Source organism: Eisenbergiella porci (genome assembly GCF_009696275.1).
In the GTDB taxonomy this organism is placed as follows: domain Bacteria; phylum Bacillota; class Clostridia; order Lachnospirales; family Lachnospiraceae; genus Eisenbergiella; species Eisenbergiella porci.
On the sequence record NZ_VUMI01000029.1, the window covers coordinates 1 to 24,380 of the forward strand.

The following is a 24,380-nucleotide window of genomic DNA, read 5'->3' on the forward strand; positions in this document are numbered from 1 at the left end:
TGTTTTTCTGTCAGGAAAACAATTCGCAGAAACAATTACTTTTAAAATGACTAACCTATCTGTAGAGATCCCAAATCGGCACGAAATAATCTGCCGGATGGAACATCATTTAATTTGCCGGACAACACCTTGGTTGGTGTACAGTTTATTCCACATATCCGTGAATGCCTGCTGCAGCACATCCTCTCGGATTGCCTTCATATGGCAAAATTCTTTATCTTCCACATGGCGGTGGCATGTCCAGATGATTTTCTCATAAGGCTTTCCTATGTATATTTTTTGCCTGCGGAAGTGGCTGCCACACTCTCCGCAGATAATTCTGCTTGAGAACAGGTATCTGTTCTGACACCTTGTTCCATTCATGTGTAACGTCTTACTTCGATACTCCATGATGCTCCGCACTGCCTCCGCTTCCTCATGGGTAATGATAGGCGGATGGGCATCCTTTGTCAGATACATATTCATCTGTCCCTTATTTTCTTTTCGGGTAAAAGGGAATTGCGTTTCTGTGTAGGTTCTCTGCCTTAAGGCATCTCCCTCATACACCGGATTTGTTAAAATATTTTTGACTACACTGTCCTGCCATCTTTCACTCTCCCGAATAGTTGGTATTTGGTGGTCATTCAGCATTTTGGCTATCACATAGACACCCATACCATTCAGATAACTTTCAAAAATCCATCGTACCACCTCTGCTTCAGTTTCCTCGATAATGAGGTTTCCATCCTCATCCTTGCGGTATCCGTATGCCGGGGTTCCTACGATAAAGGTGCCATTTTCAAAGCGGTTAATGATTGCCCATCTGTTGTTACCCGAAAAATCTTCCGATTCTCCCTGCGCTACAGATGCCAGTATGGTCAGCATCAGTTCGCTTGCCTCGGTTAAGGTGTTGATATTCTCTTTTTCAAAGCAAATCCCCACACCGACTGCCTTTAACTTTCGGATGGTCTGTATGCATTCCACCGTATTTCTGGCAAATCTCGTTATGGACTTGGTGAGGATTAAATCGATATCGCCCTCTTCACAGGCTGTTATCATCGCCTTAAAATCATCCCTGCCCTTTACCTTGGTTCCGGTGATCCCTTCATCTCCTAATGTCAAGAGAAAACAAAAAAATTTATGAGATTTTTTGCCGGATTTTACGCTGATTCAGTAATTAAAGCCCTCGGAGAGTCAAGTCCGTGACGGAAAACACGCCTACACCCGAAGTATTCAAGTCTGCGATCCATGAGGCAGTCTGCATGACATCTCGCCCCAGGCGTGTCAAATCTTTTGTCAAAAGAGCGTCGGCCTGTCCTCGCCGGACAGCTTCCAGAAAATCATTCAGCCCAGGCCGGTCAAAGGTCAGGCCGCTGGCCTCGTCCTGGGATTCTCCCACAACATTGAGCTGATACTTTTCCGCAAAGCTGCGAAGATAAATCATTTGGTTCTCCAAAGCCCATTTATCAGGTGAAGCGACCCGCCCATAGAGCCAATACCGTTTTTTATCCCTGTTCATGCTCCGCAGCCTCCTTTTTTGTAGTATCGGCAAGTAGCCGTTGATATTCGTCCCCACATTTCCAAACGATCTCAATAGAAGTTGAACTGTAAATGTAGATGTTTTGGATCAGCAAATCCACCAGTTCCCGTGTCAGTGTCCTGACATTGGTATAGGGGAGTATGCTGTCTGCGGAGAGTTCTTCTACCTTTGCCTGCCGTTTGGCGTCCTCCAGCTCTTTGATTTTGATTTCAAGCCGCTGGATATGTTTTTCACACTGTCCTCGCTTATGCTGGTAGTCCTCCGCGCTGACTTTGCCGGACACCATATCCTCAAAAGCCGCCATCTTTTCCTGCTGGCGCATTTGAATTGAGTTCTGGTGTGCTTTGATCTGCCGGTCAAGGCGCTGGTTGTATCGGGTATCTTTTGCGGACTGGCGCTGCTTCGCCTGAACCGCCCCTCGAACAAGCTGGGCCATCGTGCGAATAGATACTAAAACCGCCTGTTCCAGTTCCTTTTCACCTATCCTGTCCTGTGGGCATCCAATATCCGGCTTATACCTGTCTGTCCGGCACACATAGCAGGGGTGGGAAGATTGAAGCCGCTCCATTGCAAGTCCACAATGACCGCATCGGATCTTCCGATAGAAAATCCGTGCGCTTTTTCCAGTGGTGCCAAGGTGAAAACTCCGCCCCAGGCTCTTGGCCGTATCGAAAATCTCCTGCGTAATGATTGCTGGAAACGCCCCGTCCACAACAGTCCACTGATCTTCTGTGACAGCCTTGACCCGGCTGGAACCCACCTTTTTTCGGGTAGTCTTGCCATAGATCGCTTTGCCGGTGTACCGCTCGTCATCCAGAATCTTTCGGACTATGGAAGAAGTCCAGTAGTTTTTATTCTGGTCTACGCAGTTCCATTTCCGGCTCACCGCTTGTAGCCGCTTCCTTTGCAACGGGGTCAGCACCCCTTCTGCATTAAACTTTCTGGCAATTTCCGTGGTGGACAGTCCGCTGATAAAGAGGTCAAACACACGCCGGACCACGGCGGCGGCATCCTCGTCCACCAAAAGGGTGTGCTTATTCCCAGGCGCTTTCTGATAGCCAAAGAACGCATAGGGGGCAACACAGTAGCCTTTTTCGGCAAGCTGCTTTTTGGTCGATCTTACTTTTTCCGACAAGTCCTTGCTGTAAAGGTCGTAGATCACATTTCGGAAGGACACATCAATCAAGCCCGCAGAACCGTACTTGTGATCCTTGCTGTCATAGGAATCATTGATGGCGATAAACCGCACATCCAGGAAAGGGAAAATCTGTTCCAGATAGTCCCCAACCACGATATAGTCGCGCCCAAACCGGGACATATCCTTGACGATAATGCAGTTGATTTTCCTTTGACGCACCTGTTCCAAAAGCCGCCGGACGGCGGGCCGTTCCATGTTCGTCCCAGAATAACCGTCATCACAAAATTCGAGAATCTGCGCCTCGGCAAATTCAGGCCGCAGCTCAATGAAACGGCGGATGTAAGCCCGCTGATTGACAACGCTGTTGCTTTCGCTTTTTTCATCGGACAGATCGCCGTCCTCGGCGGAGAGCCGGATGTAAATGGCGATCACATAGTTCAACATTTGCTGTAAGACCTCCGGCATCGTGCTACACCTCCTCCTGAAACAACTTCTTCATCTCGTCCTGATAGTTCAACACGATATGTACCTGCTTGTCCTCATTCACATAGATCTTCTCCACCAGCGCCAGCAGCATCTCACGGGACAGCTCTTTTTCATCCCGGAACTTGGCAAAAGCGGCGAACCACTTATTTTGTTTGGGGCTTACCTCCGGCAAGGCGTCTTTTTCCGCCTGTATATTCTGAAGGCGTCCCTCAAGCTGGCGGGCTTCATCCTCATACCGGCTTTTCCCGAACAGATAATCCGCCTGCGTTACAATACCGTCCACATAGCTTTCAAAGAGTGTCTGACGGAGTGAGTCCAATTTCTTCAATCGCCCCTGTACCGATACGATCTCATTGTCAAGAGCCGTCCTGCGGCTTCTGGCCGCCGAGGAGCGGCTGACCTTTTGGATAACCGACTCCGCATCTGTGAGCATCGCCATCTGCAATCGAAGGACCTCATAAACGGCCTCTTTCAAATCGTTTTCCCGCAGGCCGCCCGCATTGGGGCACCCAGCATCCAGAAGCATGGCATGGCGGGGGCAAATAAAGTGGTACGCCACCGCTCTGCCTTTGTTGTAAACGCTCTTATAGCGTGTCATATTGTGCTGGCAGCACGCGCATACCACAAGCCCCTCAAAAATGTTTTCGCTGTCAAAATGGGCGTATTTCCCTAGACGGCTGTGGTATTCCTCGTGCTTGGCTTTCAAAATAGCTTGAACCGCATTAAACAGCTCCTGCTCAATGATTGCCTCATGGGTATTGGGGACAATGATCCATTCTGATGGGGGCATAATTTTTTGCTTCTGCCCAGCGTGCAGTTTTGTGATTTTCTTGCCCTGAACCATGTGCCCCAGATACACCGGATTCTCCAAAATATGCTTCACTGTCTGTGTCTGCCACGGGCTGTTTTCAGAAAACCTCTTGGTAAACACAACTCCCTGCAAATAGCGGTGGTAATTGGGATTGGGAATCTGTTCGGCAGTCAATATTCTTGCTATCGCAGCGTTGCTCATCCCATCTTTTTTCATCCGAAAAATGCGCTGCACCACCTTCGCCGCGTCTGGATCAACGGCCAGCTTATGCCGGTCCTCCGGGGATTTCACATAGCCATAGGCGGCGAAATTACCGATAAACTCTCCGCTGCGTTTCTTGGTGTCCAGCGCGGAATACACTTTTTGAGAAATGTCCTTGGCGTAAATGTCGTTCATCAGGTTTTTCAGCGCGATGGTCATGGCCTCTCCGCTGTCCGCCCGGATGCTGTCGTAGTTGTCGTTGACGGAGATAAACCGCACCCCCATGAAAGGCAGCACCTTTTCCAGAAAGTTTCCGGTTTCCAGGAAGTCGCGCCCAAAACGGGACAGGTCTTTCACAATGATGCAGTCCACCCGGCCTGCTTTCACATCCTCCATCATCCGCTGGAACCCAGGGCGCTCAAAATTTGTCCCGGTTTCTCCGTTGTCACGATAGCAGTCGTACAGCTCCAAATCAGGGTGCTTGGCGATATACCCACACAGGTAGTCGATCTGCGTTTGCAGGCTCTCGCTGTCCTTGCGGTCACGGGTGTCCATGATGGAGAGGCGCACATAAAGGGCCGTGCGGAAAACCCGCAGAGCGGCGGCCTTGGGCAGCTCATCAACCGGAACGCCCTGTGCTGCCGCTATCTGTTTTCTTCTGCTCACACGCGCCATCTACACCGCCTCCTTTACCGTAGGGGCTGCCTGCGCTGCCTGACGCTCCATATACTGTTCGATGTAGGCTGCCGCCGCCCTGTACTCATTCTGGTACTTGAAAATGATCTCAATTCGGTTCCCTTCATAGACATAGATGCGGTCGATGATCTTCACCAGGATTTTGCGCTCCATCACATCCACATGGCGGAAGGACTTGAAATGGGCGATCCATTCCCCCTGTGGGGAACCCGCCCGCACAATGGCGTCCAATTCCTCCTGCCGCTTGCTGATGGCCGCCGCAATCGCCTCACACTTTTCCGTGTAAATCCGCTGATACTGCTTGAACTCATCTTCATTCAGAAGATGGTCCACGAACTTCTCATAAGCGGACATTTTGAACCGCATGGCCTGTTCATAATCGGCTTTCAGCTTTTCAAGCTGCCGGTCGATCTTTCTGGCCTCTGTGTCCTCTGCGGGGAGGGCGGCGATGAATTGCAGGGTTTTCTCAATATTCAGCACCGTTTCCATGTGAGCGTGGATACAGTCACGAACTGCGTCTGTCAGCAGCGCTTCGCTGATATTGTGGGTGGTGCAGGCGGTTTTGTCCGCCCGATTGGTGGAACAGGAGTAGTAAAAATATTTTTTCCCGCCTGCCGGAACGGTCTTGCGGATCATGTTCTGCTTGCAATCAGCGCAGAACAAAAGTCCCGAAAAGGGATAGACCGTCTTTTTCTGTACGGCGATTCTGGTGTCCCGGCACAGCAGGCCGCTGACTGTCCGAAAATCCACCTCGCTGATAATCGGATCATGGGCGCCGGGAACCCTGATCCACTCGTCCTCCGGTTTCTCCATCAACTTCTTGATTTTATAGTTTGGCCGCCCGGTCTTTCCCTGAACCATCACACCGATATAGAGGGGATTCTTCAGGATGCGCCCAACTGCTACTGCCGACCACTTGGCCTGCGGATTGCTTTTGAAGCCGGAGATATACTTCATCCCCAGGGAACGCTTGTATTCTGATGGAGAGAGGACCCCATCGGCGTTCAGCCGGTCAGCGATCCCTTGCTGGCTCATTCCTTCCAGCTTCCAGCGGAAAATATCCCGCACCACCTCGGCGGCGTAATCGTCCACAACAAGCTGATTCTTGTCGTCCGGTGATTTCAGATAGCCGTAGGCGGCAAACGCCCCTACAAACTGACCCTTTCGCTTCTTGACCTCCAAATGGCTACGGATTTTCACCGAAATATCCCGGCTGTAAGAATCGTTCATCAGGTTTTTGATGGGCAGCAGGATGGTGCTGGCCTGCCCCTGTAAATTGGCGGTATCATAGCCGTCATTGATGGCGATGAACCGTACCCCGTGGTCTGCAAACTCCTGTAAGACCTTTCCGGTTTCGATATAGTTGCGCCCTAAACGGGACAGGTCTTTTACCACGACGCAGTTGACTGCGCCGGAACGCACATCCTGTAAGACTTCCTGAATCCCAGGACGAAAAAAATCAACGCCACTAAACCCGTCATCCTTCCTCTCGGCATAGATGCGGATTTCTGTCATTGATTTCAAAAATTCCGTGATAAATTCCCGCTGATTTTTGATGCTGTTGCTTTCCGGCTTATCTCCATCATCATCAGACAGACGGAGATAGATGTCGGCGTCATAAACAGCCTGCGCGGTCAAATTTTTCATAACAATGCCTCCAATCGTTTTGTTCGTCAGTCCCAACAACGATTGGAGTGCGAGTTTTGTCCTATTTCTATTATACCGCAGGGCACAGTCAGTGTCCAGGTGTTTTTTTCGGTTCCATTCGTGTCAGGGATTTACAGGGTACGGAGATAGCTTTCAAATTGTTCCTCCATTGTGGTTTCCTTGGCCGCCTCGGAAAAGCCAATTTTCACGACGATCTTTCCGTGGCGGAAGCAGTAGGGGTTGCGGATCTGGCGGATGAAGTCCAGCACCCGTTCCTCTCTTGGAAGTTCTCTGTGGATGGATATATCCCGAATATCGACAAGCTGTTCTGGATCGACCGTCTTAATATCAACGGCGGAGAGCGTATCAAGCTCTGCAAGCGTGAGTGATTTCAAACAGGTTCCTCCTTTCTGCCTCTACCAATCTATTCAGAAGGGCGCCTGTCCTATGCCAGAGAACGCAGGCCCACGCTGATTGCCAGGGCTGTGTCGATCTCCTTCATCTTTTTCTTGTTGATCTGCCCGATATAGCCTCGCAGCCGCCTACGGTCAACCGTCCGTATCTGCTCCAACAGCAGCAGGGAGGTAGGGGCAAGGCCCGGCACATCCTCCAACAAAACATGGGTAGGAAGGTGGGTCTTATCCCTTCGGCTGGTGATGGCCGCCGCCACCACGGTAGGGCTGAAATAGTTTCCCACATCATTTTGGAGAATGAGGATAGGGCGCGTTCCGCCCTGTTCCGAGCCAACCACCGGGTCCAGGTCGGCATAGAACAAAGCGCCGCGCCGGATCGCCTTTCGCCGCATAAGAATGACCTCCTGAATATAAGTAAGCCGGAAACAGGGCAGGCCCCGAAAGGCCCGCCCTGCGTCCGGCGAATTTTTTCCAATCTGTTTTCTTTCATTGTGCTATTTGTCCTCGACACCCCGCACATGGGAAGTCATCAGCGGCCAGCAGCGAACCGGCCCACGGGAATCTCACCCCTCCGAGGATCTCTCCGAGCTGCCCCCATTGCGTGATCCCGCGGTCAGGCAGGGCTGTGGCTGGACAGGAGTACCATTGTACCCTTTGCCGGTCATGGCCGCGCCGGGAGCTGCCCGGTTTTTACAGACCGCCGTTTCTCGCTCATACAGGCAGGATGACAGCAAGACCAATGAAAGAAAGTAGGTGGGATCTGCTCATCCGTGCCGTACCTCATGGCGCGGCTTCTGAATCGGCTTTTGCTCATCGCACTGGCAAAGGGGAAGTTACCGATGAATGAGTATGCGGTTGTCAAGGAACAGGCGAAAGGGGGGTCAGAAAGAACTCCTTTCACCCATCGTCCTGAAACCGTGGGGGTGTCAACCCTGCTCCGCAAAAAATTTTTTCAATTTTTCGATGGCAAGGTTCAGAGACTTAGCTACCGCCTGATGGCTTGTCCCTTCCAGCCTGCCGATCTGCCGGGTGGACAGGCCACGGAACACATGAAGCCGAAAACGCCGCTTCTGGACTTCTGTAAGTACGCCCGCAGCAAACAGTCGCTCCAGTGCAGTTCGGGCATAGCAGCGGTTTTGAACTTCTACCGCCAATTCTTCTAATTCGTCCTCCAATGGACGGGTAGAACAGCAGTCCATTTCCTCTAAACCGTGAATGGACACATCCTTACGGGTCTGGGCGCTTTCAGCCCGATCCTGTTCATAGTAAATCTCATCGGACAGGGCTTTCAGCTCCGCAAAGTCCTGTTCTGTTTTATCTGGGTTCTCTTTCAGGTAATCTTCCAGAGAAACCTCAATAATTTCATCATGGAAGCGATAAACAATGTTTGGGCTGTATTTGTTTATCGCATAATCGCTTTTGCGATAATCCCGCAATTTTTGTACCTCCGATCTGTTTTTTGAGAAAACAGACCGGAGGTGGCGGCGCCCTGCTCCTGTAACCAGGCCGCCTATGAAACAAGCGGCTGATTTTGTAATCTGGTACAAAATCAGCCGCTTGAAAGACAGGTGCATTGAGAAGCCCAATGGCGTATGGAGTCTCCGCAGGCGGAGGCTTGTCCCCGGATGGGGCAAACTCTCTCCCACTGAAACGCCGGTGAACGCCGATTGAAAATTGTCCATTAAAAGCCGTGTGTCGTTTGAGAAGGACAAAAAGCAGCTTCTCAATGCTGTGGATTTTCTCATCCATAGCACGCTACTCCTTGTCCGCTTATGCGGACGGCACACAGGCGGCTGGCGTCATCCCCTTTCTTTTAAGCGTGGCAGCCCAAAGCTGCCGCCTTTGCTGATACATTATGTTGTTGTATGGTCGAACCGGGAGAAATCATAGAGATATTTCCCGGATTATGTCGATAGAGAAAAGAAAAGTGGCCTTTATCCAACTATCAGATAAAGACCACTTTGTTTAATAATGAACTCTAAGCTCATATACCTCACCTCACTTTATCATTTTTTGAGGGATTTTGGATAATCTGCCACAGTCATAGATTATCAGATATGTTTAGAGTTCTTTTGGAGTTGGTTTTGAGTAAAGCATAATAGTAAGAAAAATTATTCGACATTAAATAACAAATAATATGAAAAGAGTTCCTTAAAACTAATCATCAGGGGGAACTCTTTTATATTATGGAATTTCAAATTTGTAACCAGCACCGACTATCGTGCGAATATAGCCCTCTCTGGGGTCATCCGGGTTTAACTTCCGACGCAGTTGGCCGACTATATTGGAAACTGCCGTCCCATGATCGCCATCTTCCTTGTGCCACACAGCAGAATAGATTTGTTTCGCACTGAATACCCATTTAGGATGCTGTGCTAAATAGATAAGTACGGCAAATTCTCTATGGGTCAATAACACTAACCGTCTATCCCGATAAACACTGTGTTCGTTGAGATGGATGCTTAACCCAGGAAAGTTTAAGATATTTTTATCCTGATTGAGAACAGAGGGGTGGGCTACATCAAAAGATGCCAATACGGTTTCTGAAATGCTATCCTTACCTGCTCGACGCATGATAATTTCAATTTTTTCCATACCCTCACCTCCTCGAATAATGACTACCAAAGAAAATCAATCAGGTAGTAGCAACATCAACTGGCTCCAATTCCTTTTCCAGTACACAATGCAAGTCCCAGAACAGCCGCTGTTCTTCCTCATCTTGTATTGTCATCAGACCAGTCTCGTCCCATCGCAGTATAATCTTGTATAATACAAGAGCTTCTTTTTTCGTCAGGATGATATTCAAGATACGCTCTCCTTTCTCCGCTCAGTAGCCCCTTCCACATAGGGAACCCGTTCCCGCAGGAATGCCCGCAGTTCCGGGATCGTCCCCTCCAGCAGATCTTTCTTCTGGAGGAACAGCACCTTTTTGCAGCAGACAATCAGGAGAATAGATTCCGCTTCTATGACCTGCTGGACATCACGGTAATACGCAGCCTCCTCTGCCGGTTTAGTTTTGGAAGCATCCTTCCAGCCCAGAGAGAACTTTTCTTCTGAAAAGATGAAGCGCGCCAGTTCAAGCCCCTTTACCGCATTTCTTTTCCGAAGCAGGTTTCGCGCCGCCCGGTCATAGGGGTCCTGCCGCTTGCGAACGAGCAGGGAGGCCAGAGCAACTATCAGATACTGAGCGGCCAGATATACCAGGACTGCCATCTCATCGGGATCGCCCAGCGCTGTCATAAGGAAAAAGGCTCCGGCCAACAGGCTCAGGATGCCCAGTGTTTTAGGTAAATACCGCCAGAGTTCTACTACACCGATACCAAGGCATAACGCACCTACAACGACTAACAGGGGCGAGTCCGGGGTGAGAAAAGCGACCGGAAGCACTACCATTGCCACGATCCAGTTGACCAGCCCCTGAACCTGCCCCTGCCGGCGCCGTTTGGTTCTGGCGGTAGGAGCCTTGTTCCATCTGTTTATCCGGTCTGTCAGTGCCCACAACTTGGGATATTTTCGCCGTGAAGCCAGCTCCATCCATTGCTCTAACGCCGAACTCACCTCGGGAAGCAGGGCGTCAACGTCCGGTGCTGTGACTTGAAATACAAAGTTTTGTTCCATCAGTTTACCCCATTTCTTTTCTAAACAGAGGATTTATTGATAAGCAATATCTTCTTTTCCTGCTGGCCGAACTATATATTCCTTTAGGGTAACGATATATCCGACAGCTTCCATACCGTTGAATTTTTCAAAGCCTTTTGCGCTGTTGACTTCTACAATCTCCCCGCAGACAGGGGCCATCAAGCGTGAATCCTCTGAAGCCGCTGCATATCTCTGGTATAAAATCTTGATATTCTCAACGACCCCCTCTAAAACAAATAGTTTTTGCCAGTTTGAATCATGCGCTTCATAGCAATAATCTATTGTAGCGACTTTAACAAGCGTGTTTAATTGCGTTCCTTTTCCAACAGGCCATTTGATAGCATCTCCAATGGAAAATGCAGTTCCGCAACATTCCATTTGCCACCCCTCGTAAAAAACCACGCATTGCATTGTAAGTACCATCTCCCTGAATTTCGGATTGCTGTCCGCATTTTCGAGGTTTATCTCACTTAGGGGACATCAGACATAGTACGGAAATTTCACGGCAAAACTATTGTTTCAAAATCAAGTTTCGGGATTTGTTCCATCAAAGAGTCTCATTTCTTCTTCAAAATTTTTCATTACTGTCTGCCGAGTGGGAACATCGGCAAGGGTGCAGCAAAACGGCACGCCAAACAATGGGCAGGATAGCCGTTCCACCCATACGGTTAAGACCTCTGGAGAGAGAGGGCGTTCTTCCCGAAGGAAGATTACCCCATAGTGGGGTGGCACAGACGGGGAAAGCAACTGCGTTAGAGGGTTACTACTCCGGGCTGGGGCGTTACAGAAAGCCAGATCCGGTGAAAAATGCGGATAGTACAGCGCCCCGACAAACCAATCCTGCTCACCGTTTCTGAGCCGTTCTGCCTGCTTCAGAAAGTTAGGATAATCTGGACTCTCCGGCTCCATAAACTCACCGTTCCGAATCGTCTGGTGAAGCGCAGGCAGGTTATAGAAGTCAAAGTGAAAAAAGAATTCCTTTCCAGCCGCATCCTCGGTTAGACAGAACTCTGCGGTATCGGGATCATCCCATCCATCCGCACAGTGATAAACGCACCACCAGTAGTTCCAATCGTGAATATGCAAATATTTTTCTGATTTGAAATCCATAGATCTTCTCCATTCTAGTTATAAATTCATTTTGGGGGAGTAATAATTGATAAATTTCTCAGAAGCGAGTTTATTCTACTTCTGAGAAATTTATCATTTTTGTTAAGACGATTTAAGTATTTTCTTCGTTATAAAGATTCCAATACATTTCTTACTAATTCAATAAGTTATGGAATCGTAGGGATAATAAAATATTTTGGGAATTCTTTTACTTATGGGACTTGACAAATTTATCGAATACCCACTTATTTCCATCCTTGTAGCCGTAGATTCGATATGCCCCATATTCTCCAAGAACTTTAATTTCGTGGGTATAAATTTTATCAATTTTTCCCTTTAACTTTTTGATCCCAGTCTGCCCCTTACTTCCAACCAAACCTTTATTAGCTGCTTTTTCAAAGGCTGCTATGACTTTTGCGGCTTCTTTTTTGGAAAACTCTTTCTTGATTTTATTTCGAACTCCACTGGTAATCCCGTCCGAATACTTAAAGGTTTTCATGGCTGCTTCGACAGCTTTTTTCCCTTTGGAAGTCTTTGCAAACTTGACAAAGTCATCTGCTTTTAATAAAATTTTGCCACCTTCACGGACATAAGCGGTCGATGGAATGAGCGGCAACAGAGCAGCAGTATCCAAAACAGCCCAAGCAAAATTCCCCCAAGAGGGTTCTTTGAGCAGATCACTCCAACTCTTTCCGGCCATCGCAATATCTAAAACATCCCATAGAGTTCGTGTCTGCGGTTTCCCATCTTCTTTTACAAAGTAAAGCTGTCCATAGTCAGTTTCAACTGCGGAAACAACGGTATAGGAGCCAATTCCATCAACAACGATTGATTTTGTAGGCCCGGCCGCAAAAGCAGTAACATTTAAAGAGCAGAGAATGGACAGAATCAGGATAAAACTGATAATTTGGTTTGTCAACTTTTTCATTACAATATAGCTCCTCATAGTATTTTTGGTACTACATGAATCACGGCCATGATTTCATATGAGAAAAGTATAAAACTCAATTCTTATTTTTTACCCTCTCAAGTTCTTAACATTTCTTACTTTTTGAAAAAGTAGGGGGCTGATAATGTATATCAGCCCCCTACTTCTGCGTTAATACACACTTTACTATTCAGGAGCTGGCGTACCCGTTCCACAGGGAAGCAGTCCTCCAGCTCCACCACTTCAAACAGGTTGGCCGGGAGTTTAGGTTCCCCAATCAGGGCCAGATACTCCGGCACCGCACGGCGGTCAATCAGGATTTTCCCCCGGCCAGCCCAATGACGGTTGCTCTCCGCTTTTTTAAGCCCGGAGATCCAGTATTCATCCCCATTTTCTATATCGACATAGTTAGCATAGCATCCAATGGCCTTTTGAAAGGCGTGGTCGTTAAAGTAAATCGTTTTCCTGCTCTTTGAGGTTTTCACATATCCGATCCATGCCGGGCCATCGTCGGAATACCCTGTTTTCAGTTCTATATACATCAAATCATGTATCATGTTTATCTCACTATCCCAATTCAATTTCCCAGTAGCGATTACTCTTTGCAATCCATTTCCTTTGCCCAAGTCCTGGGGGAAAATAAGGCACAACTGTTGATGGAAGTATAGTACCCAATTCTTACTTTCCACCATATCAATTTCTTAATAATTCTTACTTTCCGGTAACAGTATCGCACATTGAAGATACAAATGCCCAACCCCGCATACGGAGTTGGGCATTTGGTAACACACTCATTCGTTGATATTTATCTTAAATTTACCAGCACCATTTCCAATTGCCGACTTTTTTTAGTGTAAACGCCATCTCCTAACCACTCAAAGAATTCTCTTGCAGATGTAAGCAACGCATGAAAGAATTCTTTTTCCGTTAGAGCATAGTGGCTTTCATTCAACCCAAGCACTATTTGTATTTGATTAACAGAGTGCAACGTCATCGTGCTTGCGTTATCCGGGAAAAAAATAATTGTATTACGATTTTCAGAGTATTCACTCAGGCCGTCTATAATGTTCTTCCACAAAGGGATAATATTATCATAGTAGGCTGCTCCCGCAAGTTCTGTTCCATAATATTGGATAGAAATATATCCTTCGAGATATTCAAGCCTACCCCGAGAATTCTGTATTTCTGATATAGAGCAGTCAGCTATATGGATAAATTCTCCTTCATGTTCATAAAAAACAAAAGTATCGGTAGTAATCATTTAACCGCATCATGCCTTTCACTCATGTTGTGCTGTATGGTACTGAAGCTATTTTCATTGGTGGTACTTGAAAGAATAAAGTTCACCTCATAGCCACATCTGCTCGTGATTTTATTCTTTTACTTAGGGAAGAACTGAACAATGTGTCCCTTGTCTACTGTTAATTGGTAAGCTCTTCCTTTGTGGGTGCCGTGCAAGGTCGCACGGCCATTTGTACCTATCTTGACCAATGTCTCTCTATTATCCTTCATAATAGCCATCGCAGCTTCGGTAATACTTGCTACAGTATCATTTTTATTAAAAAACGTTTACCAACCTGCTTACCGCAGCTCTATCCCGTCCGCATTGTACCAGAGAAAACCGTTCTCTGAACAATATGCGTCTATCCGCTTTGAGAGGGCGCGATCCGCCCTGTATTCCAGCAGGTAAACGGACAGACCATGTTCTTTTGCTTTAGAAAGATACTCCTGAAAATACTCTGTTTCTTCTTCCGCCTGCTGCCCGTAGGTTTGATTTGTAAAGTCTATCTTGGTAAATACTGTTTCCTGATTGGTTCCATCGAACAGTGACAAGGCTGTGTTTTCTTCCATGCACCTTGAAACAAAAGGATCGCCCCCGTTTATTATGAGCGGCAGTCCATAGCTTTTCAGACCCTTCATGATCGTACAAAGCCCTTGAAAAACATCATCTTCCGGGAAATGATAATAGACATCGGCATTGTCAAGGAAGAATCCGTCCAATCCCATAGCCGCATAGTCTTTCCCAAGCTCATCAATGACAAAGCTCTGCCATAAAGGAGAAGTTACGTCGATCCATCGTTCATCCGGCCAGTTCTCATAGATACCAAGGGACAAATCCCGAAAGCGATCATAATAAGGGCGGTATTCCTCGACAGCTCCGACATTGAGGTAGCCGTAAACCGTTTTCCTCTCTGCGTGCAGCTTCCCAATCTGTTCAGAGGAAAACGCAGAGGGCTCAATGATGACGATGCTGTACCTGTCCAGCTTATGTATTTCTTCACTGTCGATCCCGATGAAGACGCCATATTCTTTAGGCTGCCTGCTGCATCCGGCAAGCGATATAGTCAAACAGAGAATGATAAATAAAATCTTTTTCATATTGCTTCCATGCGTTACATCCAAAAGTATGAAAGGACCCCCAGACCGAATATGTCTCCTATCGCATGAGCGATAAAGAAGGGCAATAGGTTCCTGTCCTTTGACCGGCGGTACATCAGATACATAAATATGCCGAACAGCAGCCCGATCCCAAGAGCCGAAATCATTCCCTGATAGGTGTGGAAGCTGACCCGTATCAGCAGAGAGAACGGAAGAGCCCATTTCAGGTGTTCCTTTCTCACCGCGAGACAGATACCAAGGAAATAGATCTCCTCATATACGCCGTTGAGCAGGGCGTATATCACACTGGATACCGTTTCACTTCCGAAGAAAGCACCAATCGGCCCCGGAAACGGGAGGAGGCCCGTCAGCGGATTGGTGAGCATGAAATATATATCAAGGAGAAGTGCTGCGGCAAGGAAGATTAGAACGCCACCAGCGACGGCTTTTATGTTGAAGCGTATCGTCCATACTTTGAAATCGAAGCGGCGCAGCCACAGATACAGCAGGGCAAGGAGCAGAAGTCCCGCCTGCAACGCCAGCGCTCCGTAGTTGTCCGTTGCAGAAAAAGTAAGGTTGTCATCAACGGTTGACGCGCCCTGTATCAGCGCGATATATGATGCGGTTGAGGTATAGATGCCCTCGCCCCACAGAATCAGGGTAAGGACGAGAATATCAAACCATTTCAGATGGTTGATTTTTTCTTTGTTTTGACGGTTGAGTAGCAAATGATAATCCTCCTATGTACGTTCTGCTGAGGCGTCTTGCCTCCATTTTCTGGCCAACAGCACCAGCATGATGACGATCTCCGCAGCCTGTAAAATACCCATCAGAACTGCATAGACTGGAATCTGTTTTGTCGCTCCGCTGAACAGGATATAGTCCCATAAAAAGTGCATAATGATCAGAAGATAGATGTTCCGGGTATAATCAAACATAAGCACATAGAACAGTCCGGCGACAAAGGTTGCCGCAAGCTGCATGAGAACCTGCGGTGCCGGCGATCCTCCCAAAATGTTGACTGCATGAAGAAGGCTAAAGCATACGGCAGAGATCAGAAGCGCTTTTTTGAACCCCCGCTCCTGAAACAGCCCGAGCAGCCGGATAAAAAGAATCCTGCGGAACATGGTTTCTTCCGCTACGCCGACAAGCAGCGTTACGGCAAGCGGAGCTATAAACGCATACGTAAAGCTGCCGTTTGTCAGCAGATAGTACAGCGTCAGTGCCGCAAGAGGCAGGAATATAACCAGAAACAATGGCAGCCTGCCGCGCTCCTTCCACGGAAGGGTAAGCCTTTCTCTTTGGATAAACAGGCAGATCATAGTACCGGCTGCCAGTGCCGCAAGGAACGGAAGCATCGCGTTTATATACCCATCCCCGCCATACTCTATGTGATAGAACTGATATACGATGTAATTGGAAAGCCCCATCCCCAAAGTATACAGAAGAGGCCATAATATTATTGTTAAGATTTCTTTTTTGCGATTCATAAAACGATTTCCCTCATGTCAATTTCTTTTCACTCGCTTTGCTTCGACAGCACAATATACTATATAAACGATTGCAATAATTGCTATTATCGAAAGCGCGGCCATGTTGGATAGCTGCTCTATACGTACGCCATAGGTTGGAGCCAAAAATAGAGTTGTAAAGGGAACGAGCATCGGAAGATCAATATCAAATATGTTTACAGTAAGGGTGAGCAAAGCCGTTAATAAAACAAGTCCCCAGAATACGAGAGAAGCCAGGAATCCCCGATATGCGTTATATCGCTTCATTGCCGGTATGAAACAAATCCAGAAAGCAAAATAGAGCAAAGAAATGGTGACATTCATACCGGTTGCTGTACTTCCTTGAAGCAGGGAGTTAAAGTTAAGTACAATCGCTAATACCTGAACAAGAAAGGGAGAAATCCCAAATATCGTTTTTTTCATGGCTTTCTATCCCATCTTGTTTTCAAATTCGACCTCGATTCCATTGCCCGCTTCCAGTTCCAGCCGTTCATCGTCGCACAGCTCTTTTATCAGAGTGAAGCGGGCGGGATCGGTGCCGTAAACGACCTTGCTGATCTCTGTAATGCCGTTTGGATGCACAAAGTCCACAGGCTTTGGATCGACAGAAAAATAGGTCATCAGAAAAGGCACATCAAGGGCTGCCGGAGAAGCAATCCGAAACCGTAAGTCTCTGCCGTGGGTATCGATCCTACGGCTCGGCATCCCGCAGCTCTTGATCCCATATTTCTGCAAAATAGCGATTTCCTTTTTTAGATCAGTCTTGCTTTGCTTTAATAGTACCATTCCAATATGCGGGGTGATGCCGCTTAAGAATATGTTTCATAGTTGATTTATCAAGCAGGAAAGTGTATTTTCCAACCACGTATTTCTTGGATACAAACTTGCTTAGCTCGTTGACAACTTTTGCTTTTTCTGCCTTCGTGACTCCACGCAAACCCTTTAGAATTTTTTCTTTAAGCCCAGGAGTTGACTTCATTGCCGCTTTAAGCAAATCCGGGTCTAACAAATTTTTTCCGTCCTGTCTAACATAGGCGGAAGAGGGAATAACCGGAGCCAAAGCAACTGTATCTAATACAGCCCACCCTAGGTTTGCAAATGATGGCTCCCCAAAAAATTCGGCCCAGCTAGCTCCAGCCATGACCACATCTAATACATCCCAGACGGTACGGGTAAGGCGCTCATTCGGATGTTCAATATAATAAACTGTTCCGAAAGAAGAATTCAACGATGCAACCGTATCATAGGACATTGCCTCATTCGTCGATGCCGCAGATGCAGGTACGTACAATGTGAACAGCATAGACAGCACGAGCAATAATGTTGTAAACCGATGTAGCATTTTTTTCATAGAACATCATTCCTTTCAGTATTTTTAGTTTGATAATTTTGAGGCAAGAACAATATCGCACATATTTAGGAATAATGTCTTTACAAAGATCTTCATTGCAATATAACTCCTCATAGTATTTTTGATACTACATGAATCACGGCCATGATTTCATATGAGAAAAGTATAAAACTCAATTCTTATTTTTTACCCTCTCAAGTTCTTAACATTTCTTACTTTTCTGAAAAAGTAGCGGGGCTGATATACATTATCAGCCCCCTACTTCTGCGTTAATACACGTTTTACTATTCAGGAGCTGGCGTACCCGTTCCACCGGGAAGCAGTCCTCCAGTTCCACTACTTCAAACAGGTTGGCCGGGAGTTTGGTTTCCCCAATCAGGGCCAGATACTCCGACACCGCACGGCGGTCAATCAGGATTTTCCCCCGGCCAGCCCAATGACGATTGTTCTCCGCTTTTTTGAGCCCGGAGATCCAGTATTCATCCCCATTTTCTATATCGACATAGTTGGCGCAGTATCCAATGGCCTTTTGAAAGGCGTGGTCGTTAAAGTAAATCGTTTTCCTGCTCTTTGAGGTTTTCACATATCCGATCCAGGCCGGACCGTCATCGGAATAGCCTGTTTTCAGTTCTATATACATCAAATCATGTATCATGGTTATCTCACCGTCCTAACTTTGACTTCCCAGTAATGCTTATTCTTTGCTGTCTATCCACATCAGCACTTTCCTGCATTTCGGACAATGCCATGCGGGATAGTCTAAAACGGTTGCTTCAACGCTGACGGTCTTTTTCGTGAAAAAGCCTTTGATTCCTGTTTTCCGCTTTTCTTCGTTGGAGGTGAACTCATACCAGTGTCCGCCGCCTTGTCCGATGCCTACGACAGTTCCCTGCTCCATTTCCATTCCGCAATCTAAACATTTCATTAGTCAATCCCCCAATAGTTCTCCAGACGCTGACTTTCCGCTCATGCTGCACCCTCCAGCATATTGATAACCGCAAAAGCCAATGCCATGAGAGTACCCAACCCGCTCAGTGCCAAAATAAAAAGGTCTGTCCTCTTTCTGCCGGATCTCCATTCACTGAAAAATTTTCCGGCGAGGGCTGCGCCCAACATAGCGTTTACTCCTTGATTGGTTTCTGTCCCGGTAATCAGGCCGCAGGAAGTAATGACGATGAACACGAGCATTACAGCTACATACTCAGACAAACCATTTTGCTTTCTTTTGTTGGAGGCAGATAAATTTTCTTGTTTGATGTTTGAAACATCTTTCTCTTTACTCATAGCGCATCCTACCTTAACATAATTCGTAGCTAGGATAAAACCCGATTCTAAATAACTGTTTCTTATGAGAAAATCAATCTCGCAATTTAAAGAAATTTTATATCTGATTTTCGATTATCCACATAAATACTATACTTTTAAGCATTTTGAAATATAGAAAACCATTCATTTTACCACGAATTTACCACGATTGAATGAGCCTTGATATGACAATAAAATAATACCCAAAAGACACCCTTAGCACTGAGAGGTGTCTTTTATTAAAAAACAGTCAATCCTAAGACTAACTGCTTTATGTGTGTATGGATATGGAATTGTCAAAATGTAAGTTATAGCGTATCAACATATTGCTTTGCTTCTACTAATCCCATAGCAGTAATCTCTCTTACTTTTTTCACAGCCTCTACATCTTTTCCACTATTTTTCAGATGAAGAATAAGTTCTTTATCTTCATCTGATATATGATACGTTGCCAGTTGATTATTCCCCGTCTGCTCACACAAAGTATCAATCTGTTTTTGTTGAGATTTAACCTGCTTTTTCAACTTGTCAATTTCAATAAAAAGTAAAAGTCCACCAATTATCACTAAAACTATAATTCCTAATTCCATAAAGTTTTCCTCCATAAATTCTAATTTGTCACTTTCTTCGTATCCATATTATAACAGTTCCATATATCCGCTACAACAAAAATCAACATACCCTTTATCTTAAATACTAAAATACCAATAAAATAGGAAAGAGGCATTTTAATATAATTTTTTTGCAAAATACTCTTTTCATCAAAAATTTTTGTTATCAGCATATCAATAATGACTATCAAGGCCATACCTACTACCGCTGACAATATTGTATAAATAATAACCACGACTTCACCTCCATAAATCCACAACTATTGAGGGAAGTATAGTACCCAATTCTTATTTTCCACCATATCAATTTCTTAATAATTCTTACTTTTCGGTGTAATACAGAAAAAGCAAGCGACTGATACCAAAAATCAGCCGCTTGCTTCTGTGTCATTTTTAGTTTACAATTACTTACGCAACCGCATAAGTCCAAAAATAAAAAGCGTTCCAACAGTGCCTGACACAAAATAATGAGAAAATGCTCTAAAATAAACTCCAATAATTGAAACTACAGCCGCCGCTGCAATAAGTAAAATTCCCTTTCGCTTTTCAGTTACTTCAAATTTCATATTACTTGGAGTTGTTTTTTATCGGATCGCCATTTTCATCAATCTCGCCCTCAAGCCATGCCATAATGCCAAACTTACAAAAAGGGCAGATAGCTGCATCCTTGTAGACCTCTTGTTCACAGCGCGGGCATACAACATATTCTTCATTCTTTACATGATCCATTTGTCGGTTCCACCTTTCTTTCTGCATCTCCACCTGTTTAACAGGATAGGAATTAGGCATTTCGTCTCCGATGCCATTCATTCCAAAACGCAATATATCCGTCATGGTCGAACTTGTCTTCAGATAATTTTTTGGGCGAACACGATTTATAGTAGTTTTCAATTTTATCTGCAAACCGATATACTTCCTGCCGGTACTTCTTTAAGGGAATGGTCACTTCTGTTCCGTTTTCCAAAGTCAAAATAACATTGCTGCCGTTGTGCCGTACAGTCCAATCAATTCCTTTATCACAACCGCTGATTACTATGTTTTCAAGTTTTGCATCGGGAATGTAAAAGTGACCGCAGCAGGGAAGCATCTGATTGTCCTCATGAATTATATGGTCTTCGGTCAATGTTTTGAGTAGATATAACGCCGTTGCGCTGACCGTGCAGTCATACTCCAGTTTTTCTCCACCAATGTAGGCGACCGCATGACCGTGTAGACACAAATCTTCCGGATCATCCATATCCCCGTTGATCCAATATAATTCTGTTACATCAATAATAAATTTTTTCATCGAAAATTTTTCATCACCAGTGATCTTCATTCTTTGGCTGAGTGTATGGCTGATCCTTCTTGCCTCATCAAATTTCATTGAGGTGAGTATAGTACCCAATTCTTACTTTCAGCCCTATAAACTTCTTAATAATTCTTAACAGCTTATATATCCTCGCCAAACTCAGACGATTCAATTTGAGGGAATGAAATCCGAATGGAAAAGCGCAAGGCATTCTGCTCTATGTCCACCGATCCGCCATTCCGCTCCACCAGTGTCTTGACCGTCATCAGGCCGATTTTATGGCTTGCAGTATCCGCCGGACACTTCCTCTTATGGTTTTCAATCGTAACACAAATCTGTTCCTGTTTATTTGCTATTGCAATTATAATCGGAACCTGCGGGTCTGCATATTTCCGCAGGTTGGAAAAAATATTATCAAATGCCCTGCGGATGTCCTCAATATGCAGACGGCAAAAACATCCCGAACCAAACATGGGAAGCTGTCCCACAAGAAATCCATCTTCCTCCAGTTCGCTGCATTCTTCATATAGCAGTTGGTCCAGAAATTGCCCGCCATCAATTACTTCTTGAAGATAATCACACTCAGCTCTGCGGCCTGTGACAAACTTATGAAATAACTCATCCGTCAAAATCTTCATTTGGTGGGCTTTCTCAGAAGCCTTTTCCAGATAAATTTCATACTGCGTTTCTGTCAATTCCTTTTTATGTATCAATATCTCCAGATACCCAGTCAACTTAGTCAAAGGCGTCCGAATATCATGTGAGAGGGAAGCAACCAACTGTTCGCTTTCTTCCCTTATTCGTTCCTCATTTTCCAACAAAGCCAATAGAGACATACGCATAGATTCAATCTCTTTTCCAAGCTCCGCAATTTCATCCCTGCCGCTGACTTCAATCCGGCTATTTCTGCCCGACTGAGCAGACAGGAGGACTTGTTGATAGAGCCTTTTTATGCGGTGTATGGTATAGACTGTATACGGGATGACAATTCCCAGGAACAGCAAAATACCAATTATTACACCAGAGGTATCCCACCAGAAGAAGTAGGCATTTCCTGGAGAATATGAAGTAGCATAAATAAAACCGTCTGTGCAGTTGATTAGTTCGTATTCATCTTCTTCATCTAAAGCTGACTGATCTTCTTCATAAAGGAATGCTGGCGCTGTAAACAGAATAATATCAGAGTTTTCTTTGTTCCACTTCGTATCTGTCAAAGCCTCTCGCACAGAAAGGCCCCGTTCTAGTACATACTTCTGAAAATCTTCCACAGCAGACGCACTTTGTTTATCCCAATAGGCATCAAATCTGGTATCATAGAAGAACCATGTGGCTACTGTATTGGCTACTAAGTAATTCCCCAGCCATGCAAAGGCAAGTGCTATAGCCGCTACCACTAACAGCTTTATACCTAACCGTCGGGAAATCCATCTAATCAAATTATTCAATACGATACCCCTTTCCCCACACAGTTACAAGGTGGACTGGATGCCTGGGGTCATCCTCAATTTTATCCCGCAACCGGCGGATGAAAACCATAACGGAATTGCTGTCCGTGGAAAAAAAGGGTTCTTCCCAAACACTCTCATATATGTTCTGAGCTGAGAATATCTGACCGGGATGGGCGAGCAACAGACGCAGTATGCGGTATTCCGTAGAGGTCAGATCCAGCTCTTTTCCTTGTTTCCATGCCATATTGCGGCAGCAGTCAACGCGCAAACCACCCCATTCAATATATCCTGATTTTCGTGTTGGCACTTTTTTGCCTTGATAGACCTTATATCTCCGCAGCAGGCCCTTAACCCGTGCAATCAACTCTGGATAGGAAAACGGCTTGGCCAGATAGTCGTCTCCACCGGAGGAATACCCCAGCACAAGGTCAGAGCTTTGAGTTCTTGCGGTCAGAAATAGGATCGGCACATTTGACGATTCCCGAATCATTCTGCTCACCCGATACCCAGATATGCCCGGCATCATCACATCAAGGATGATTAAATCTACATTGGCGGTCAATAGTTCCAGCGCATCCTCGCCGGATGCAGCTTCAATCACCTCAAAATTTTCATTTGATAATAGAACGGAAATAACTTCTCTTATTTCTTTGTCATCATCTACCACCATAATTCGTGTTTTCTCATCTATAACGCTTTTCATAGTTAGCCTCCGTGGATGTTAGTCATATTATCATAGGCTATAACTTTACACTTCAAGATTGTATCACATAATTTCTGGTTGCAGTAGATGATAAATGCTGACAATTTCTTAATATGAGCAGTTTTCAGGGAGTAGGTCGCATTATTCCGCTATTTTTGACTGTTGCAGTGTCGGGATTTATAAAAGCAATTGTGAGTCCACATCTCTCTGCATACCTCACGGTCTGCATTGTACCAGACCTCAAATTACGCTCATTGTCATAAACCGCTACTAAGTAGTTCGCATGATCTATCATATAGCAGTTCCGCTTGATGTAGCTCTCCCGGCAGTCCTCCTTTCCTACCACTACACATTCAGAACACATCCGCAGGAGAAAGTCCATCCGGCGTTTGCTCCGCTCGTCCCATTTGGCGTCGTGACCCTCAAAGGGCAGCACCACAACCAGCTCTATATCCCCATATCCCGGCTGTTCTTTCAGCCGCAGGATCAGCTCACCGGCCCACATATCCACGCCCAGGGCGCCGCCCACATAATACCGGCGCACACCCTGTTCATCGTACAGCCTCTTGAACTGCTCGAACATAGCCCGCTTTATTTTTTTGCACAGCGAATAGTCCTCGCTGTATTTGAACTTGAACCGGCTCGGCCGGTGCCCTGTTACGGCGCAGGCAGTTTGCCGCATAGAATCACCCTCTTGTCCATACATTTTCTCCTTTTACACGCATACAAAGCTAAAATAACGCAAATAATGTTTTGTAAGCAGTGGTATATGGAGAATTATAACACAATCAATGTTCCTTATCCAGAAAACCTTTCTGCTATGCTAATGAGTAGTGAGGTGAGAGTATGGATGAGGCATTTATCCGCAGCCGGATCACAGAGCTGCGGCTGAAAAAGGGCGTGTCAGAATATCAAATGAGCTTGGCTTTAGGGCAAAACCGCAGCTACATCCAGGCAATTTCTTCCGGCCGGGCGCTCCCATCCATGAAGCAGTTTCTCAATATCTGTGAATATTTCGAGATCACGCCGCTCCAATTCTTCGATTCCGAGGAAACCAATCCACAGCTTGTGAGAAAGGCGCTGGACGGCATGAGAACGCTGAAGGACGAGGATCTAATCATGCTGATCGGCTTTATCAACCGGCTGCAATCCTGATAGGGCGGGGGCTGAGGCCCCTGCTTTTATTTTGCTTT

At 46.0% G+C, this 24,380-nt stretch carries 33 protein-coding genes; 1 reads left to right on the forward strand and 32 read right to left on the reverse strand.

Annotated features, from left to right (window positions below; translation table 11 throughout):
- Positions 1-105 precede the first annotated feature (105 nt).
- From FYJ45_RS16890 to FYJ45_RS17040, 32 genes are all read right to left on the reverse strand, one after another.
- On the reverse strand, positions 106-1,101 hold the full coding sequence (locus tag FYJ45_RS16890) for a recombinase family protein (RefSeq protein WP_235930856.1): 996 nt from the start codon (positions 1,099-1,101) through the stop codon (positions 106-108).
- Positions 1,102-1,156: 55 nt separating this feature from the next.
- The gene (locus FYJ45_RS16895; protein ID WP_154465980.1) at positions 1,157-1,498 is read right to left on the reverse strand and encodes a recombinase family protein; all 342 of its coding nucleotides are present in this window, start codon (positions 1,496-1,498) and stop codon (positions 1,157-1,159) included.
- A complete protein-coding gene (locus tag FYJ45_RS16900) occupies positions 1,485-3,122 on the reverse strand; it encodes a recombinase family protein (protein WP_154465982.1) in 1,638 nt (545 codons plus the stop codon). Before FYJ45_RS16900 ends, FYJ45_RS16895 begins: the two co-directional genes overlap by 14 nt.
- Before the next feature lie 4 nt (positions 3,123-3,126).
- Positions 3,127-4,830, reverse strand: coding sequence for a recombinase family protein (locus tag FYJ45_RS16905; RefSeq protein ID WP_154465984.1), 1,704 nt, complete (start codon positions 4,828-4,830; stop codon positions 3,127-3,129).
- Entirely contained in the window at positions 4,831-6,498 is a 1,668-nt protein-coding gene (locus tag FYJ45_RS16910) for a recombinase family protein (RefSeq protein WP_154465986.1), read from the reverse strand. It abuts the gene before it with no gap.
- A 131-nt stretch (positions 6,499-6,629) separates the two neighbouring features.
- Entirely contained in the window at positions 6,630-6,893 is a 264-nt protein-coding gene (locus FYJ45_RS16915) for a DUF6870 family protein (RefSeq protein WP_154465988.1), read from the reverse strand.
- A gap of 50 nt (positions 6,894-6,943) precedes the next feature.
- Positions 6,944-7,303, reverse strand: a complete 360-nt coding sequence (locus FYJ45_RS16920; RefSeq protein ID WP_105205761.1) for a type II toxin-antitoxin system PemK/MazF family toxin — start codon at positions 7,301-7,303, stop codon at positions 6,944-6,946.
- A 534-nt stretch (positions 7,304-7,837) separates the two neighbouring features.
- The gene (locus FYJ45_RS16925) at positions 7,838-8,347 is read right to left on the reverse strand and encodes an RNA polymerase sigma factor (protein WP_154465990.1); all 510 of its coding nucleotides are present in this window, start codon (positions 8,345-8,347) and stop codon (positions 7,838-7,840) included.
- Positions 8,277-8,660 carry a hypothetical protein gene (locus FYJ45_RS30095; protein ID WP_207708432.1) on the reverse strand — a complete coding sequence of 128 codons (384 nt, stop codon included), beginning with the start codon at positions 8,658-8,660 and terminating at the stop codon, positions 8,277-8,279. Before FYJ45_RS30095 ends, FYJ45_RS16925 begins: the two co-directional genes overlap by 71 nt.
- Positions 8,661-9,095: 435 nt before the next feature.
- On the reverse strand, positions 9,096-9,506 hold the full coding sequence (locus FYJ45_RS16930) for a winged helix-turn-helix domain-containing protein (RefSeq protein ID WP_154465992.1): 411 nt from the start codon (positions 9,504-9,506) through the stop codon (positions 9,096-9,098).
- Positions 9,507-9,713: 207 nt separating this feature from the next.
- Positions 9,714-10,529, reverse strand: a complete 816-nt coding sequence (locus FYJ45_RS16940; protein ID WP_154465996.1) for a hypothetical protein — start codon at positions 10,527-10,529, stop codon at positions 9,714-9,716.
- A gap of 33 nt (positions 10,530-10,562) precedes the next feature.
- Positions 10,563-10,973 (reverse strand): DUF6578 domain-containing protein, encoded by a 411-nt coding sequence (locus tag FYJ45_RS16945; RefSeq protein ID WP_195841859.1) that lies wholly within the window; start codon positions 10,971-10,973, stop codon positions 10,563-10,565.
- A 102-nt stretch (positions 10,974-11,075) separates the two neighbouring features.
- Positions 11,076-11,660 carry a hypothetical protein gene (locus tag FYJ45_RS16950; protein WP_154466000.1) on the reverse strand — a complete coding sequence of 195 codons (585 nt, stop codon included), beginning with the start codon at positions 11,658-11,660 and terminating at the stop codon, positions 11,076-11,078.
- A gap of 208 nt (positions 11,661-11,868) precedes the next feature.
- Positions 11,869-12,588, reverse strand: a complete 720-nt coding sequence (locus tag FYJ45_RS16955) for a hypothetical protein (RefSeq protein ID WP_154466002.1) — start codon at positions 12,586-12,588, stop codon at positions 11,869-11,871.
- Between the two features lie 152 nt (positions 12,589-12,740).
- Positions 12,741-13,145 (reverse strand): mannose-1-phosphate guanylyltransferase, encoded by a 405-nt coding sequence (locus tag FYJ45_RS16960; RefSeq protein WP_154466004.1) that lies wholly within the window; start codon positions 13,143-13,145, stop codon positions 12,741-12,743.
- Positions 13,146-13,393: 248 nt separating this feature from the next.
- Positions 13,394-13,849, reverse strand: coding sequence for a hypothetical protein (locus FYJ45_RS16965; protein WP_154466006.1), 456 nt, complete (start codon positions 13,847-13,849; stop codon positions 13,394-13,396).
- 320 nt (positions 13,850-14,169) lie between these two features.
- Complete coding sequence (locus tag FYJ45_RS16970; RefSeq protein WP_154466008.1) at positions 14,170-14,967, reverse strand: endo alpha-1,4 polygalactosaminidase; 798 nt, start codon at positions 14,965-14,967, stop codon at positions 14,170-14,172.
- A 14-nt stretch (positions 14,968-14,981) separates the two neighbouring features.
- Positions 14,982-15,695: a CPBP family glutamic-type intramembrane protease gene (locus tag FYJ45_RS16975; protein WP_154466010.1), complete on the reverse strand. Its 714-nt coding sequence runs from the start codon at positions 15,693-15,695 to the stop codon at positions 14,982-14,984.
- A 12-nt stretch (positions 15,696-15,707) separates the two neighbouring features.
- The gene (locus FYJ45_RS16980) at positions 15,708-16,457 is read right to left on the reverse strand and encodes a CPBP family intramembrane glutamic endopeptidase (RefSeq protein WP_130850988.1); all 750 of its coding nucleotides are present in this window, start codon (positions 16,455-16,457) and stop codon (positions 15,708-15,710) included.
- 18 nt (positions 16,458-16,475) lie between these two features.
- Positions 16,476-16,901 (reverse strand): hypothetical protein, encoded by a 426-nt coding sequence (locus FYJ45_RS16985; RefSeq protein WP_130850987.1) that lies wholly within the window; start codon positions 16,899-16,901, stop codon positions 16,476-16,478.
- Between the two features lie 6 nt (positions 16,902-16,907).
- Complete coding sequence (locus FYJ45_RS16990; protein WP_165449968.1) at positions 16,908-17,213, reverse strand: VOC family protein; 306 nt, start codon at positions 17,211-17,213, stop codon at positions 16,908-16,910.
- A gap of 22 nt (positions 17,214-17,235) precedes the next feature.
- Positions 17,236-17,829: a hypothetical protein gene (locus FYJ45_RS16995; RefSeq protein ID WP_154466012.1), complete on the reverse strand. Its 594-nt coding sequence runs from the start codon at positions 17,827-17,829 to the stop codon at positions 17,236-17,238.
- A gap of 250 nt (positions 17,830-18,079) precedes the next feature.
- The gene (locus FYJ45_RS17000) at positions 18,080-18,484 is read right to left on the reverse strand and encodes a mannose-1-phosphate guanylyltransferase (RefSeq protein ID WP_130850984.1); all 405 of its coding nucleotides are present in this window, start codon (positions 18,482-18,484) and stop codon (positions 18,080-18,082) included.
- A gap of 39 nt (positions 18,485-18,523) precedes the next feature.
- Positions 18,524-18,754: a PF20097 family protein gene (locus FYJ45_RS17005; RefSeq protein ID WP_130850983.1), complete on the reverse strand. Its 231-nt coding sequence runs from the start codon at positions 18,752-18,754 to the stop codon at positions 18,524-18,526.
- A gap of 41 nt (positions 18,755-18,795) precedes the next feature.
- Positions 18,796-19,113: a DUF6442 family protein gene (locus FYJ45_RS17010; RefSeq protein ID WP_154466014.1), complete on the reverse strand. Its 318-nt coding sequence runs from the start codon at positions 19,111-19,113 to the stop codon at positions 18,796-18,798.
- 329 nt (positions 19,114-19,442) lie between these two features.
- Complete coding sequence (locus FYJ45_RS17015) at positions 19,443-19,724, reverse strand: 50S ribosomal protein L7/L12 (RefSeq protein ID WP_154466016.1); 282 nt, start codon at positions 19,722-19,724, stop codon at positions 19,443-19,445.
- 20 nt (positions 19,725-19,744) lie between these two features.
- Positions 19,745-19,981 (reverse strand): ABC transporter, encoded by a 237-nt coding sequence (locus FYJ45_RS30795; RefSeq protein WP_235930857.1) that lies wholly within the window; start codon positions 19,979-19,981, stop codon positions 19,745-19,747.
- A 331-nt stretch (positions 19,982-20,312) separates the two neighbouring features.
- The gene (locus tag FYJ45_RS29670) at positions 20,313-20,474 is read right to left on the reverse strand and encodes a hypothetical protein (RefSeq protein ID WP_195841861.1); all 162 of its coding nucleotides are present in this window, start codon (positions 20,472-20,474) and stop codon (positions 20,313-20,315) included.
- A gap of 52 nt (positions 20,475-20,526) precedes the next feature.
- Positions 20,527-21,111 carry a hypothetical protein gene (locus FYJ45_RS17025; RefSeq protein WP_235930858.1) on the reverse strand — a complete coding sequence of 195 codons (585 nt, stop codon included), beginning with the start codon at positions 21,109-21,111 and terminating at the stop codon, positions 20,527-20,529.
- Between the two features lie 65 nt (positions 21,112-21,176).
- Complete coding sequence (locus FYJ45_RS17030) at positions 21,177-22,481, reverse strand: HAMP domain-containing sensor histidine kinase (RefSeq protein ID WP_154466018.1); 1,305 nt, start codon at positions 22,479-22,481, stop codon at positions 21,177-21,179.
- Positions 22,474-23,187 (reverse strand): response regulator transcription factor, encoded by a 714-nt coding sequence (locus FYJ45_RS17035; protein ID WP_154466020.1) that lies wholly within the window; start codon positions 23,185-23,187, stop codon positions 22,474-22,476. The genes FYJ45_RS17030 and FYJ45_RS17035 overlap by 8 nt, the downstream gene beginning before the upstream one ends.
- 124 nt (positions 23,188-23,311) lie before the next feature.
- Positions 23,312-23,869, reverse strand: a complete 558-nt coding sequence (locus tag FYJ45_RS17040; protein ID WP_154466022.1) for an SLOG family protein — start codon at positions 23,867-23,869, stop codon at positions 23,312-23,314.
- 164 nt (positions 23,870-24,033) lie between these two features.
- Here FYJ45_RS17040 and FYJ45_RS17045 point away from each other — a divergent pair, with 164 nt between their 5' ends.
- Positions 24,034-24,342, forward strand: coding sequence for a helix-turn-helix transcriptional regulator (locus FYJ45_RS17045; RefSeq protein ID WP_154466024.1), 309 nt, complete (start codon positions 24,034-24,036; stop codon positions 24,340-24,342).
- Positions 24,343-24,380: the final 38 nt, after the last annotated feature.

What these genes read in the sequence shown, in the direction of transcription:
- FYJ45_RS17045 (WP_154466024.1), top strand. Translation starts at nt 24,034, where the DNA reads ATGGATGAGGCATTTATCCGCAGCCGGATCACAGAGCTGCGGCTGAAA.
- FYJ45_RS16950 (WP_154466000.1), bottom strand. Translation starts at nt 11,660, where the DNA reads ATGGATTTCAAATCAGAAAAATATTTGCATATTCACGATTGGAACTAC.
- FYJ45_RS17035 (WP_154466020.1), bottom strand. Translation starts at nt 23,187, where the DNA reads ATGAAAAGCGTTATAGATGAGAAAACACGAATTATGGTGGTAGATGAT.
- FYJ45_RS17040 (WP_154466022.1), bottom strand. Translation starts at nt 23,869, where the DNA reads ATGCGGCAAACTGCCTGCGCCGTAACAGGGCACCGGCCGAGCCGGTTC.
- FYJ45_RS17015 (WP_154466016.1), bottom strand. Translation starts at nt 19,724, where the DNA reads ATGGAATTAGGAATTATAGTTTTAGTGATAATTGGTGGACTTTTACTT.
- FYJ45_RS17000 (WP_130850984.1), bottom strand. Translation starts at nt 18,484, where the DNA reads ATGATACATGATTTGATGTATATAGAACTGAAAACAGGCTATTCCGAT.
- FYJ45_RS16980 (WP_130850988.1), bottom strand. Translation starts at nt 16,457, where the DNA reads ATGAATCGCAAAAAAGAAATCTTAACAATAATATTATGGCCTCTTCTG.
- FYJ45_RS29670 (WP_195841861.1), bottom strand. Translation starts at nt 20,474, where the DNA reads ATGGATCATGTAAAGAATGAAGAATATGTTGTATGCCCGCGCTGTGAA.
- FYJ45_RS16970 (WP_154466008.1), bottom strand. Translation starts at nt 14,967, where the DNA reads ATGAAAAAGATTTTATTTATCATTCTCTGTTTGACTATATCGCTTGCC.
- FYJ45_RS16955 (WP_154466002.1), bottom strand. Translation starts at nt 12,588, where the DNA reads ATGAAAAAGTTGACAAACCAAATTATCAGTTTTATCCTGATTCTGTCC.
- FYJ45_RS16895 (WP_154465980.1), bottom strand. Translation starts at nt 1,498, where the DNA reads ATGAACAGGGATAAAAAACGGTATTGGCTCTATGGGCGGGTCGCTTCA.
- FYJ45_RS16930 (WP_154465992.1), bottom strand. Translation starts at nt 9,506, where the DNA reads ATGGAAAAAATTGAAATTATCATGCGTCGAGCAGGTAAGGATAGCATT.
- FYJ45_RS16910 (WP_154465986.1), bottom strand. Translation starts at nt 6,498, where the DNA reads ATGAAAAATTTGACCGCGCAGGCTGTTTATGACGCCGACATCTATCTC.
- FYJ45_RS16995 (WP_154466012.1), bottom strand. Translation starts at nt 17,829, where the DNA reads ATGAAAAAAATGCTACATCGGTTTACAACATTATTGCTCGTGCTGTCT.
- FYJ45_RS16985 (WP_130850987.1), bottom strand. Translation starts at nt 16,901, where the DNA reads ATGAAAAAAACGATATTTGGGATTTCTCCCTTTCTTGTTCAGGTATTA.
- FYJ45_RS16960 (WP_154466004.1), bottom strand. Translation starts at nt 13,145, where the DNA reads ATGATACATGATTTGATGTATATAGAACTGAAAACAGGGTATTCCGAC.
- FYJ45_RS17025 (WP_235930858.1), bottom strand. Translation starts at nt 21,111, where the DNA reads ATGAAATTTGATGAGGCAAGAAGGATCAGCCATACACTCAGCCAAAGA.
- FYJ45_RS17010 (WP_154466014.1), bottom strand. Translation starts at nt 19,113, where the DNA reads ATGAGTAAAGAGAAAGATGTTTCAAACATCAAACAAGAAAATTTATCT.
- FYJ45_RS16905 (WP_154465984.1), bottom strand. Translation starts at nt 4,830, where the DNA reads ATGGCGCGTGTGAGCAGAAGAAAACAGATAGCGGCAGCACAGGGCGTT.
- FYJ45_RS30095 (WP_207708432.1), bottom strand. Translation starts at nt 8,660, where the DNA reads ATGGATGAGAAAATCCACAGCATTGAGAAGCTGCTTTTTGTCCTTCTC.
- FYJ45_RS16920 (WP_105205761.1), bottom strand. Translation starts at nt 7,303, where the DNA reads ATGCGGCGAAAGGCGATCCGGCGCGGCGCTTTGTTCTATGCCGACCTG.
- FYJ45_RS16945 (WP_195841859.1), bottom strand. Translation starts at nt 10,973, where the DNA reads ATGGTACTTACAATGCAATGCGTGGTTTTTTACGAGGGGTGGCAAATG.
- FYJ45_RS16965 (WP_154466006.1), bottom strand. Translation starts at nt 13,849, where the DNA reads ATGATTACTACCGATACTTTTGTTTTTTATGAACATGAAGGAGAATTT.
- FYJ45_RS17005 (WP_130850983.1), bottom strand. Translation starts at nt 18,754, where the DNA reads ATGAAATGTTTAGATTGCGGAATGGAAATGGAGCAGGGAACTGTCGTA.
- FYJ45_RS16900 (WP_154465982.1), bottom strand. Translation starts at nt 3,122, where the DNA reads ATGCCGGAGGTCTTACAGCAAATGTTGAACTATGTGATCGCCATTTAC.
- FYJ45_RS16940 (WP_154465996.1), bottom strand. Translation starts at nt 10,529, where the DNA reads ATGGAACAAAACTTTGTATTTCAAGTCACAGCACCGGACGTTGACGCC.